Below are 11,911 nucleotides of genomic sequence, written 5' to 3'. Positions count from 1 at the left end.
CCGGGCGGGTATAGGTCAGGGGTGGACGAGAACGCCGGGCCGGTGCTGGCCGCGATCAGGGGCGCCTTCGGCACCACGCGGCTGGCCGGCCTGGCCCCCGGCCTGGTGGTCACCGACCCGGCGGGCTGGCAGCCGGCCGACGGCGACGTCGGGCTGCTGCTGGAGGCCGCGAAACGGCACTGGCCGGCGCCGCCGCACGTCGCGGCCGCTCTGATGTGGAAGGCCTACTCGTACTGGCTGTCCCTGCCGGTCGCGTTCAGCTGGGTGGCCGCCCGTCGCGTGCCGCGGGTGGCCGCCGCCGACGTCCTGATCCGGCTCGACAGCGGCCCGGTCCGGCTCGGCCTGCGCACCGCCACCCCGGCCGCGGTGCTGGCCTCCGACCCGCTGGCCGGGCCCGGGATCTCCGTCGTGCCCGACGAGACCGCCTTGCTGGGCGAGGTACGCCGGGTGTTGGTCGGCGAACACGTCCAGCCGCTGCTGGCGGCCCTGCAGCGAGAGGTGCGGGTGGGCCGGCGGCCGATGCTCGGCTCGCTGGCTGCCGGCATCGCACACGCCGCCCGCCACGCCGTCCGGGCCGTCCCGGGCGCCTCGGCGCGGGAGGTCGGGACGTTGCTGGGCGCGCTCGGTCTGGAGAGCCTGGTCGAGTGGAGCGCCGACCCGACCGGCCTGGTCACGGTGCGCCGGCGCACCTGTTGCCTGGCTTTCACCCTGCCCGAGCCGCGAATCTGCACGGACTGCTGCTTCACCCCGGTCCAGGTCAATCTTGGGTGAAGGCGTCCCGGAACCGGGCCAGCGCCTCGTCCGGCGACCCTGAAGCCCACGCCTCGAGGCCGACGACACCCTGGTAGCCGAGCCGCCGCAGGGCCGCCGCGACGGCCGGGTAGTGGATCTCGCCGGTGCCCGGCTCGCGCCGGCCGGGCACGTCGGCGACCTGGATCTCGCCGATCAGGGGGAGGGCCCGTTCGACCAGCTCGATCAGGTTCCCCTCGCCGATCTGCGCGTGGTACAGGTCGAGGTTGAGCCGCAGATGCGGGCGGCCGACCGCCTCGACCAGGGCGATCGTGTCCGAGGCGCGGGCGAACGGCACGCCCGGGTGGTCGACCGCGGTGTTGAGGTTCTCCAGCGTGAAGACCCGGCCGGCCTGCTCACCGAGGTCGGCCAGGCGTTCGAGCGTGCGGGCGGCAGTCAGCCACATGGCCGGGGTCACCTCGGCGGCGGGCACCACGGGCAGGCCGCGCTCGTCGAGGCCGGTGCCGTGCAGGTTGAGCCGGGCGCAGTCCAGTCGTTCGGCCGCCTCGAGCGACAGCCGTGCCGTGCGCAGCAACTCCCGGGCGCCGTCCGGGTCGGCCAGCGTGCCGGTCAGATACCCGGTCATCGACGAGATGGTCGCGCCCGTCTTGGCCAGCGCGTCCAGATCCTTCGTGGCCCAGCCCCAGATCTCCGCCTCGAAGCCGAGCTCGTCGATCCGCCGGATCCGCTCCTCGATCGGCCGGTCCAGAAATACCATCTCCGCGCAGACGGCCAGCCTCACTTCGCCACCTCAGTCACTTTTCCCGTACGCGCGGACTCGCCCGCGGCCAAGGCGATGGCCAGTGCGGCGCGGGCGTCCTCGCCGGTCACCCGGGGCGGCGTGCCCGCGCGCACGGCGTCGGTGAAAGCGGCCAGTTCGGCGATGTACGCCCCGGCGAACAGCTCCTGGTCGCCGCGCGCGGTCTCGACGACCCGGCCGTCCGGGCCGGAGAAGGTCATCCCGGTGCGCCGGCCGTCGCCCATGGCGAGCATGCCACCCGAACCAAGAACTTCCCCGCGTACGTCGTAGCCGTAGCTCGCCTCGAAGCAGGCCTCAGCCGTGCCGACCGCGCCGTTGCCGAACCGCACCGTGACCACGGCGGTGTCGAGCAGCCCGCGGTCGCGCCATTCCGGTTCGACCAGCGCGTCGGCGAAGGCGTGCACCTGGACGGCCTCGGAGCCGGGGTTGAGGAACCGCAGCGTGTCGAAGTCGTGGATCAGCGTCTCGAGGAAGATGGTGCCGGGCGCGACCCGCGCCGGGTCGAAGCCGCCGGGGTCGCGGGTGAGCGAGCGCAGCAGCCGCGGCGTGCCGACCTGCCCGCTGTCGATCAGAGCGCGGGCGGCCGCCCAGTCGGGCGCGAACCGCCGGTTGAAGCCCACCTGCAGCACGACCCCGGCCGCGCGGGTGGCGTCGATGACCCGGTCGGCGTCGGCCAGCGTGGTGGCCATCGGCTTCTCGCAGAAGATGTGCTTGCCGGCCCGGGCCGCCGCCACCGCCAGGCCGGCATGGAAGCGGGCCGGCGCGGCGATGACCACAGCGTCCACATCGGAATCGGTCCAGACCTGTTCGGGGTCCGTGTATTCGCGTTCCGCGCCCAGCTTCGCGGCTGCTCCCGGGACCGGATCGGCCACCGCGACCAGCCGCACGCCGGGCAGCCGCCGGCTCAAGGTCTCACCGTGGAACAGGCCCATCCGCCCGGACCCGATCAGCGCTACACCCACCATGTCGTCGCCTCCTTGCCCTGGAACGTTCCAGGCAGCAGCACGGCCGGTCAAGACTCGAGCTGGAACGTTCCAGATGATGCGATTACGCTGTCGGGGTGCGCGACGAACGCAGGCCCACGCTGACCGACGTGGCCGAGCGGGCCGGGGTCTCGAAGTCCCTGGTCTCGCTGGTCATGCGGGACGAGCCCGGGGCCGGCGCCGAGACCCGCCGGCGGGTGCTCGAGGCGGCCGGCCAGCTCGGCTACCAGCCGGACAGTCGGGCCCGCCTGCTGCGCAGCGGTCGCAGCCGGCTGCTCGGCGTCGTCTTCGGCATCCAGCACCCGTTCCACGCCGACCTGGTCACCGGCCTCTACACGGCCGCCCGGGAAACCGGCTACGAGCTGGCGCTGAGCGCGGTGACCGCCGACCGCGACGAGGCCGAGGCGATCGCCGGCCTGCTGCAGGACCGCTGCGAGGCGCTGATCCTGCTGGGCCCGCACTCGTCGGCGGCGAGCCTGGCGCGGCTGTCGGGCCGCATGCCGGTGGTGTCCTTGGCGCGTCCCGTACGGCACACCGGCGTCGACGTCGTCCGGAGCGCCGACGCCGAGGGCTCCGGGCTGGCCGTCGACCACCTGGCCGGCCTCGGCCACACTGCTATCGCCCACATCGACGGCGGCCGCGCCCCCGGCGCCGCCGAACGCCGACGCGGCTACCGGGCCGCGATGGATCGCCACGGCCTGACCGGCCGCATCCTCCCCGGCGGCCTCACCGAATCCGAGGGCGCCGCGGCGGCCCGGGCCCTGCTCGCCGACCCGCCGACCGCGGTGACAGTGTTCAATGACCGCTGCGCCACCGGCGTCCTGGACGTGTTGTCCCGCAACGGAATCGCTGTGCCGGACGAGCTCAGCATGGTCGGCTACGACGACAGCAGCCTGGCCCGCCTGGCCCACATCAACCTGACCACAGTCGCCCAGGACGTCACCACGATGACCCGCTCCGCCTTGACCCGGGCCATCGCCCGCGTGCAGAACGAGCCGATCACCCGCCGCGAGATCATCGTCCCGCCGCACTTGGTCGTCCGCGGCACTACCGCGCCGCCGGCCTAGGTGCTCACACCGTGGTTGTTGGCGGCACTTCTGCGCCGCCGGGCTGGGATCACATGGCGGGCACGGCGACGGCGCGGCGGCGGGCCGGGGTGAGGGTGCGGCCCTGGGGTGCGGGGATAACGAGCGTGGCGGCGACGATGGCCTCGTGGCGGAGGCTGCCGGCGGCGCGGCGGGCCGCGTCGGCGTCGTGCCAGGCCTGGCGCTCGGCGACGACCGCGCGCTCGTAGCGCTCGCGCAGCCAGGCCACCGAGGCGCGGGTGATGACCAGGTGCTGCTCGACCGGGTGCAGGCGGGCGTCCCAGCCGGCCCGCTCGGCCAGGGCGTCGGCGACCGCGTCGGCCGGGAGTTCGCCCCGCTCGGCGGCGGCGGTGACCTCGCGGTGCAGGTAGCGCTGGCGGGCCGCGTACTCCTCGCAGGTGCGCACCGACCACGGCGTGCCCCAGGCGGCGGCCGAGGTGGCGGTGCGCAGGCGGGCGTCGGCCTCCAGCCAGGCCGTGTAGGCGTCGTTCAGCTCCTGCTCGGACCGCTCCCAGGCCTCCTGCCAGCGCCGGGCGCCGGTGTCGGCCCGGTCGGCGGCAACCTGGATCTCGTCGGCGAAGCGGGCCGACTCGGCGGCCTCCTCGGTCCGGCGCTGCAACTCGGCGCTGCGGCCGCGCAGGGCGGCGACGAACTCCCGGGCCGCGCGGCGGGGGCGGCGCATCGTCTCGGGGCTGCCCAGAACGAGCAGGGCCGGGAAGGTGAGCAGCATCAGCGTCGCCCAGATGGCCATGGGAGCCGGCTCGCTCAGCAGCATTTCAGCGACCACGTTCATGTCGAGTCCGTCCGTCCGTTCCTTCGCGATGCGGGTGCGGGTCTGGCGGTGGCCGTCGTTGATCCGACGGCCGGGCCGGGAGGCTGGCGACCGCTGTGCTGCGGCGGTCGGATAGGGCAGGAGGTGCGACCGTTGGTCCTCCGGTGGTCGGACAGGGAACCTGGCGACTGCGGAGGGGGTGACGGTCGATCGGGAGGGTCGTGACCGGTGGATGACGGTCAGGCCGGGTGGGTGGGGGCCGTCGGAAGAGGCGGCCGGGCCACGCTGCGAGCGCCAGGGATCGGCGGTCGGGCCGGTGGGGCTGCGACCGTCGGGAAGGTGACGGTCAGACTGTCGCGGCCGGCGGCGCGCGGGAACCGCGGGGGCCCGCGACGAACTGCGGGATGAGGCCGGCTGTGCGGTCGGCGGCGGGCGGCTGGGCCTTGGAGGCGAGCAGCGTCGGCGCGGGCGGCACGGGGCGGCGGGCAACGACGGCAACGGCAGCGACGATCATCAAGATCGCCGTCAGCACTGCCGCCATCACCATGCGTACACCATAGCCGGAGGCTCCGTCGATTGCTCGCCGCGCCACACCGCGGGGGGCGTGACCTCGTACGGCGGAACTGGGACTGGGTTTCGGCCGGCGATCTTGAGGGTAGGTCGGCGGAAAGCGACAAAGGAGACGCCATGCCGGTACAGAACCTGCCCACCGACCCGGACAAGTACCCGCCCCTCGACCCGGGCGCGCCCATCCCGGACGACCCGGGTGAGCTGGAGCCGGGCAGCCCGGACCCGCTGCCGCCGGCGCCGGTCGAGCCGATCGTGGAGCCCGACGTCGAGCCCTCGCCGGAACCGGGAGGGGTGCCGGAACCCGCTTGAGCCGCGCTGATACCTTCGTCGCCGCCACCGATAGGCACGAGTCGATCGGGGCGAGTCATTCGGGGGAAAGCATCATGAAGGTCAAGTACAGCGGCGCGGTGGTCGCGCTGGCGTCGGCGGCCCTGCTGGCCGGCGGCTGCGCCGGTCAGAACGACGACGCCGACCCGGCCGCGCCCGCCGCGCAGGCCACCACCGCCGCGCCGGCCACGTCGGCCGCGCCCGCCGGCAACGGCGTCGAGGCGCTCGAGGCGGAGGCGATCCTGGACAAGGCGAAGGCCGCGCTCAAGAAGGCCGGCTCGTTCCGCATGAAGGGTGACATCGTCACCGACGGCGACAAGATGGGTCTCGACTTCAAGACCGACGGCACCAAGGTCAAGGGCAAGCTGTCGATGGGCGGCCCCAGCGTCGAACTGCTCGAGGTCGGCGGCAAGCGCTACATCCGGCCCGACGCCGCTTTCTGGGCCATGAGCGGCGGCGGCAAGGGCCAGGGCGAGCAGATGGCCCAGCTGATCGGCGACCGCTGGGTGATCGTCAAGGCGGGCGACAAGGACACCGCCGACATGTTCGGCTTCTCCGACATCGACTCGATGCTCGACGCCGACGGCAAGGTCACGAAGGGCAAGGCCAAGGACGTCAACGGCAAGCCGGCGATCGGCCTGGTCGACAACTCGAAGGACGGCGGCACCCTCTACATCGCCACCACCGGCGAGCCCTACCCGCTGCGCATCGAGAGCAAGGACGCGGCCGAGGGCGGTCTCGACTTCACCGAGTTCGGGGCGGAGTTCGCGGACATCGTGGCGCCGGCCGCCAAGGACGTCGTCGACCTCGAAAAGCTGACGGGTAAGTAAAGCGACAGTTCTCCGTTGCGCGGCGCCACTAGGGTTTCTGGTGGCCCGCGCGATCGGGAGCAGCCCGCCGTGCGGCACTCCGAAGTGGAGGCGCGCGGATGACAACGGTGATCAAGCCGCGGTGGCGCGAGGCGTATCTGGGCGGGTCGCCCGAGGCGGAGCGGCGGGTCTTCGAGCGGGTGGCCCGGCAGATCATGCTGACCCAGCTGAAGAACCGCCCCGGCCCGGGCTCGCCGGTCGTCGCGGGCTTCCAGGCCAAGGGCACGTACGCGGTGGACGACGCCCTGCTGCGCTTCTCCGACGATCTGCCGGCCGACCTGCGCGCCGGGTTCGCGCAGCCGGGCGCGGTGTACCGCACGTCGGTCCGCTTCAGCAACGCCGAGGGGCGCCTGCTCGACGACCGTGAACCCGACCTGCGCGGCGCGGCCCTGCGGATCACGGTGTCCGAGGACGAGCAGCACGACCTGTTGATGACCAACGCGCCGGTGTCCCACGCCCGCGACGCGCGCCAGTTCGCCGAGTTCGCGGTGGCCACGGCGGGCGGCGGAGTGGGCCGGTACACCGGGCTGGTCAAGCTGGCGTTCACGCTGGGGCCGGGCGAGACGGCGCGCATCGTGCGGAACGTGGTCGCCGCTCGGCGCCGCATCACCAGCGTGGCCACCGAGACGTACTGGAGCCGCACCCCGATCACGTGGGGCGGCGCCCAGGCCGTGCAGTATCTGCTGCGGCCGGAGCCGGAAGCGCCGGAAGGCGGCGAGCGGGACGGGCCCGACTTCCTCACGTCCGAGATGGAGGACCGGCTCGCCCGTGGTGACGTGCGGTTCGAGTTGTGCGTGCAGCGTTTCCGCGATGCGGAAACGACCCCGATCGAGGACGCGGCGGTCGATTGGCGCACGGCGGGAGCCCCGCCCGAGCCGATAGCGGTGCTCACCATCCGGGCCGGTTCGTGCGACAACCCGTACGTGCATGGGCTGCGCTTCAACCCGTGGAACACGACCGAGGAATTCCGGCCGCTGGGGAACCTGAATCGGGCGCGCAAGGCCGCGTACGACGCCAGTGCGGCCCATCGGGATCGGGAGCGCTGGCTGACCGAAGTGCCGGCGCGGAATCGCGTGGCGGGGGCAGCCATGCGGACGATTTTCGGGGCCGTCAACCGGATCCGGCCGTGGCACCGGCTGCCTGATGCGCTGGCGCTGTTGAATTTGGCGGCGCTCCGGGATGTGTTGCGGAGGCAGAATCTCATCGACACCGAGACGAGAGAGGCGCCCCCACGCGTACGGAAAGTGCCGGCGCCGATATCGGAAGAGCTAAGAGAATTCCGTACGCATGAAGGCCGGTTCAACGACTTGTCGGAGCCGGCCATGGGGGCGGTCGGATCGGCGTTCGGGCGTAACGTGCCCGCCGACCGCCGGGCCGACCTTGACAACGAACCCAACCCGATAACAGTCAGCCGGGAACTGCTGCACCGCGAAGAATTCAAGCCTGCGACTTCATTGAATGTACTGGCCGCGGCGTGGATTCAGTTCCAGGTGCACGACTGGGTGGTGCACGCACGGCACCCGCTCGGCGTCGACGATGTGCGCGTGCCGTTGCCGGCGGATGTGCCGGGCTGGGCGAATACGCCGGACGGGCCGCTCGAAGCAGAAATGCGCATCGGCGGCAATGTGGGGCTGTTCGGCAATGTGGCGTCGCATTGGTGGGACGGGTCGGAAGTTTACGGCACGAACAAAGAGAAGGCCGATTCGCTGCGGGAGGGCGCGAAGATCAGGCTTACGCCGTCGGGCTATCTGCCGGTCGATGTGCGAGGCGCGGAAGTCACGGGGTTCAGCGAGGCCTGGTGGCTGGGGCTGAGCGGGATGCACACGCTGTTCGCCCGGGAACACAATCTGCTGTGTGACGAATTGAAAGAACGCAACCCGGATTGGGATGACGAGCGGCTGTATCAGACGGCCCGGCTGATTGTGGCGGCGCTGATAGCGAAGATTCACACCGTCGAGTGGACGCCGGCGATGCTTGCCACGAACGTGCTCGAGCGGGCCATGAATGTGAATTGGAACGGGGTGCCGGCGAAAGACTGGCTGAGCCGGGCCGGGTTGTGGCTGACCGATGCGAACGCGTTACGAGGCATTCCGCATACGACACCGGACCACCATGGGACGCCGTTCTCGCTGACCGAGGACTTCGTGACGGTGTACCGGATGCACCCGCTCATCCCGGACGACTACACGTTCAGCAGCGTTGGTGGCGAGGTGTTGGGCGACCGGAGTTTCGCTGATCTGCAGGGGGATCGGGCGGATGACGAACTCCGGGCGATGGGGTTGAGCAGCGTCCTCCACTCGTTCGGCCGGGCTCATCCGGGGGCGATCACACTCCACAACTACCCGCGGGCGTTGCTGAACCTGGAGCGTGAAGGGGAGATGATTGACCTGTCGGTGGTGGACCTGGTGCGTACGCGGCGCCGGGGAGTGCCGCGCTACAACGACTTCCGGGCGGCGTTGCATATGCCTCGGGTCAAGCGCTGGGAAGAGATGAGCGATGATCCCGAGACGGTGAGGCGGCTTCGAGCCGTTTATCGAAGTGTTGATGAAGTTGACACAATGGTCGGGTTGTTCTCGGAGACGCCGCCGGAGGGGTTCGCGTTCTCTGATACTGCGTTCAGGGTGTTCATCCTCATGGCTTCGCGGCGGTTGCAGAGTGACCGGTTCTTGACTGTGGATTATCGGGCTGAGGTTTATACGCAGTTCGGGTTGGATTGGGTTTCTTCTTCGTCTTTCCGTTCGTTGATTCAGCGGCATTGTCCTGAGTTGTCGTCTGTTCCGGAGAATGCGTTCAAGCCTTGGTGAGGGGGTTGTAAAAACCGCGGATTTCTTGCGGTTGACGGCCGGGGACGAGGGCGATCACGCAAGCTTTGAAACCGTCTCTATGCTTTGCGTGATCGCCCTCGTCCCCGGCCTTGCCGGGTTTTCGGCTGCGGCTTTGTTGTGGTCGGCGCTTCTCTGGTTGCATGGTTTCGCTTGATGAGCCCGTGCGGGTTGGTGGTCTGGCTGCCGCGATGGGGACGAAGCTGGGCGGGTCTGTCACCCGGGCCGGCCTGGGTGGCTGGTTTCGCGTTCGCACCGTGCCGGTTGCGCTTCTGGGTGGACGAGCTATCTACGAGGGAAGTGGCTGGGCTGGCGACTGCACGACGAAGCCCAGTCACGCAGCAACAGTCGCGCTGCATCCCGCGGCCATAACCCAGTGACGTCACCCCGGGCGGCTGCCACAGCTCGGGTCGGCAGGGGTCAGTTCAGCGACAGTAATTCGGTGTGGTGGTCAGCGGCGTACTTGGTAGCGCAGGTGTAGGACGCGGTTGCCGTGGATTACTTCGGCGGAGTCTTCCAGTAGGTGTTGGGACTGTAGGGGGCCGAAGAAGCGTTTGCCGGCGCCTAGGACTACGGGGACTACGTCCATGCGGACCTCGTCTACCAGGCCGGCGGCCAGGGCCTGGCCGCCTACGTTGCCGGCGGCTATTTCTACGATGCGGTCGCCGGCCAGGGTTTGTGCTTTGGCTACGGCTGCTTCTACGCCGTTGACGAAGTGGAAGGGGGCTTCGGGGTTCCAGTTGTCGGGTGGGGGGCGATGGGTCACCACGACTACGTGGTCGACGTTGCTGGGAGGCTTGCCGTCCCAGCCGTCCGTGAGGTCGAAGACGTGGCGGCCGGCGATGGTGACGCCTATCTGGTTCCAGTATGTGCGGGTGTAGTCGTGGGAAGGTTGCGACACCTTGAGGAAGCCGCTGTCGTCCAAGGGGACGTCGCCGCTGGTCAGCCAGTCGAACAGGGGGCCGGGCTGGTCGTTCTCGTCGGCGATGAAACCGTCGACCGACACCGAGCTGTACAGGACCACCTTGCCCACGGGGCTCTCCTCTGCGTTGTGGTGGCCTCAAGTTAGCGGGTTGCGGGCCGTGGGTCTTGTAAGAAATCAATCGGCGGGCAGGGGCCAGCTGTCCAGCACGTTGCCGGGATGTTCGCGCAGGAACTGGCGGCGGACCTCGGCGTAGCGGGTCGGGGTGAGGCCGGTGAAGGCCCGCAGTTCGTGGCCGAAGTGGGCTTGGTCGAAATAGCCGGCGGCACCGGCGACCTCGGCCCAGTCGACCGGTCCGGCGAAGTCGAGGGCCAGCAGTGTGGTGGCGAAGCGCTGGATGCGGGCCAGGCGCTTCGGGGTGACGCCGACGAGCTCCTTGAACCGCTGGGCCAGGTGCGTGTTGCTGACGCCGGCGGCGGCGCTCAGGTCGCCGATCGGTACCGCACCGCCGGTCGCCTCGATGACGCTGGTCGTGTGGCGGACCAGTCCCAGGCCGGGGGTCTCGCACAGTCGTCGCCTGAGTTCGTCCTCCAGCAGCCTCAACATCGCGTGGGGGCCGTCCGCGGTGGCCAGGCGGTCCTGCAGTTCGACCGCGGCGGGCCGGCCCCACGCCTGTTCGATAGTGACCGGGTGGTCGCACAGCTCGGCCGCTGGCATCGGCAGGAACGGCGCTGTGCCCCACGCTTTGAAATGCACGCCGACGGACCGGGTTCGGGGCGGGTAGCTGAACTCCCACGCGCGGGTGGGCACGGTCACGACGCAGCCGTCGGCGTACTCGGTCGCCTCGAGGTCGACGCCGGCGCGGATGTGGAACGGCGGGCCGAGATTGACGATGAGCAGGGCTGCCGGCACCGGCGGCAGCATCAGCCGGGCATAGGGCGGCGTGCCCTCCAGGTAGTAGAGGTCGTCGATCAGCCCGTCCAGCGGTGGTCGCGGCACTCGGGACACGTACTCCACGTCCCCAGCATCGCCGACGCCTCGCCAATCCCGCGCGCCGGGATCGTCGTTGCACAACCAGCGTTGTGAAGCTGGATTGCACAACCTGCGTTGTGAAGCTGAGTTGCACAACCAGAGTTGTGGAAATGGGTTGCACAACGAGCGTTGTCGAACTGGGTTGTGAATCTGAGTTGTGGAACTCAGTTCTGGAACCGGGGTTGTGCAACCGGGGCGCGAAACAGGGTGGTGGCTGCGCGATCAGGAGTGAAACCGGGGTTGTGCAACCCGGGCGTGGAACAGGGTGGTGGCTGCGCGATCAGGAGTGAAACCGAGGTTGTGCAACCGGAGCGTGGAACAGGGTGGTGGCAGCACGATCAGGGGTGGGGGCGGGGGAGCAGGCGGTCGCGGAGGCGGTCGAAGGCCTTGGGCGGCGTGACTGTGGGTAAGAGGACGGCGATCTGGCGGGCGCAGTCGGCCGGGCTGGTGTCGGTGGTGTCGACGGCTATGTCGGGGGTGCCGTGGGCGTAGACGAGAGACTGCGAGCGGGCCAGGCCGGGTGGGCGGTCGCCGCGGGCCCGTTCGCGGCGTTCGAGTTCGGCAGCTGAGCAGCGGACCTCGACCAAGGTGACGTCGTAGCCGGTCAGCGTCGTCAGCAGGTCGGTCAGGCGCCACTGCTCGCTGAGCGGATAGTCCATGATGACGTCGTTGCCGGCCGAGGCCAGGGCGGCCACCGCCCGGTGGTAGCCGCGGCGGGTTCGCACGAGCATGTCGGCTATCTCGGCGTCGTCGAGCACGCGCGTGTGAACTGTTGAGCGCATCGCCCCGATCGCGTCGGCGGGGATGAAGAACCAGGGGTCGGGCAGCAGAGGAAGCAGTGCGTGGCCGATGCTGGTCTTGCCTGAGCTCGACGCGCCGTTGAGCAGGATGATCCGGCCGGTCATGGGCCGGAGGGTACGCGTGCGGCGGGGAACTGGTTGGTCCTGCCTGCGCTTGACGCGCCGTTGAGCAGGAGGATC

General features: G+C 70.3%; 12 protein-coding genes. 5 read left to right on the top strand and 7 right to left on the bottom strand.

Features of this window, described 5'->3' with window-relative positions:
- Positions 1-21 precede the first annotated feature (21 nt).
- On the top strand, positions 22-771 hold the full coding sequence (locus tag OWR29_RS46210; RefSeq protein WP_267570063.1) for a (2Fe-2S)-binding protein: 750 nt from the start codon (positions 22-24) through the stop codon (positions 769-771).
- On the opposite strand, the gene OWR29_RS46205 is transcribed toward OWR29_RS46210, so the two are convergent.
- Both OWR29_RS46205 and OWR29_RS46200 read right to left on the bottom strand, forming a co-directional pair.
- Complete coding sequence (locus tag OWR29_RS46205; RefSeq protein WP_267570062.1) at positions 758-1,531, bottom strand: TIM barrel protein; 774 nt, start codon at positions 1,529-1,531, stop codon at positions 758-760. The two genes, OWR29_RS46210 and OWR29_RS46205, sit on opposite strands and share 14 nt — an antisense overlap.
- Entirely contained in the window at positions 1,528-2,514 is a 987-nt protein-coding gene (locus tag OWR29_RS46200) for a Gfo/Idh/MocA family oxidoreductase (RefSeq protein ID WP_267570061.1), read from the bottom strand. The genes OWR29_RS46205 and OWR29_RS46200 overlap by 4 nt, the downstream gene beginning before the upstream one ends.
- A 95-nt stretch (positions 2,515-2,609) precedes the next feature.
- Between OWR29_RS46200 and OWR29_RS46195 the strand changes: the two genes are divergently transcribed.
- Complete coding sequence (locus tag OWR29_RS46195) at positions 2,610-3,599, top strand: LacI family DNA-binding transcriptional regulator (RefSeq protein ID WP_267570060.1); 990 nt, start codon at positions 2,610-2,612, stop codon at positions 3,597-3,599.
- 49 nt (positions 3,600-3,648) lie between these two features.
- Here the strand turns inward: OWR29_RS46195 and OWR29_RS46190 are convergent, their stop codons facing one another.
- Together OWR29_RS46190 and OWR29_RS46185 are read right to left on the bottom strand one after the other, a co-directional pair.
- A complete protein-coding gene (locus tag OWR29_RS46190) occupies positions 3,649-4,410 on the bottom strand; it encodes a hypothetical protein (RefSeq protein ID WP_267570059.1) in 762 nt (253 codons plus the stop codon).
- Positions 4,411-4,735: 325 nt separating this feature from the next.
- Positions 4,736-4,936, bottom strand: a complete 201-nt coding sequence (locus OWR29_RS46185) for a hypothetical protein (RefSeq protein WP_267570058.1) — start codon at positions 4,934-4,936, stop codon at positions 4,736-4,738.
- A 140-nt stretch (positions 4,937-5,076) separates the two neighbouring features.
- Here OWR29_RS46185 and OWR29_RS46180 point away from each other — a divergent pair, with 140 nt between their 5' ends.
- The 3 genes from OWR29_RS46180 to OWR29_RS46170 all read left to right on the top strand — a co-directional run bounded on the left by OWR29_RS46180 (position 5,077) and on the right by OWR29_RS46170 (position 8,959).
- A complete protein-coding gene (locus tag OWR29_RS46180) occupies positions 5,077-5,268 on the top strand; it encodes a hypothetical protein (protein WP_267570057.1) in 192 nt (63 codons plus the stop codon).
- Complete coding sequence (locus tag OWR29_RS46175) at positions 5,265-6,116, top strand: hypothetical protein (protein WP_267570056.1); 852 nt, start codon at positions 5,265-5,267, stop codon at positions 6,114-6,116. Before OWR29_RS46180 ends, OWR29_RS46175 begins: the two co-directional genes overlap by 4 nt.
- 98 nt (positions 6,117-6,214) lie before the next feature.
- Positions 6,215-8,959, top strand: coding sequence for a peroxidase family protein (locus OWR29_RS46170; protein ID WP_267570055.1), 2,745 nt, complete (start codon positions 6,215-6,217; stop codon positions 8,957-8,959).
- A gap of 469 nt (positions 8,960-9,428) precedes the next feature.
- On the opposite strand, the gene OWR29_RS46165 is transcribed toward OWR29_RS46170, so the two are convergent.
- The 3 genes from OWR29_RS46165 to OWR29_RS46155 form a co-directional block, all read right to left on the bottom strand.
- A complete protein-coding gene (locus OWR29_RS46165; RefSeq protein WP_267570054.1) occupies positions 9,429-10,010 on the bottom strand; it encodes a dihydrofolate reductase family protein in 582 nt (193 codons plus the stop codon).
- A 66-nt stretch (positions 10,011-10,076) separates the two neighbouring features.
- The gene (locus OWR29_RS46160; RefSeq protein WP_267570053.1) at positions 10,077-10,916 is read right to left on the bottom strand and encodes a helix-turn-helix domain-containing protein; all 840 of its coding nucleotides are present in this window, start codon (positions 10,914-10,916) and stop codon (positions 10,077-10,079) included.
- A gap of 353 nt (positions 10,917-11,269) precedes the next feature.
- Entirely contained in the window at positions 11,270-11,836 is a 567-nt protein-coding gene (locus OWR29_RS46155) for a chloramphenicol phosphotransferase CPT family protein (RefSeq protein WP_267570052.1), read from the bottom strand.
- Positions 11,837-11,911 lie beyond the last annotated feature (75 nt).

This window comes from Paractinoplanes pyxinae (assembly GCF_026626335.1).
GTDB lineage: Bacteria > Actinomycetota > Actinomycetes > Mycobacteriales > Micromonosporaceae > Actinoplanes > Actinoplanes pyxinae.
This window is presented reverse-complemented; position numbering and strand designations above follow the sequence as displayed.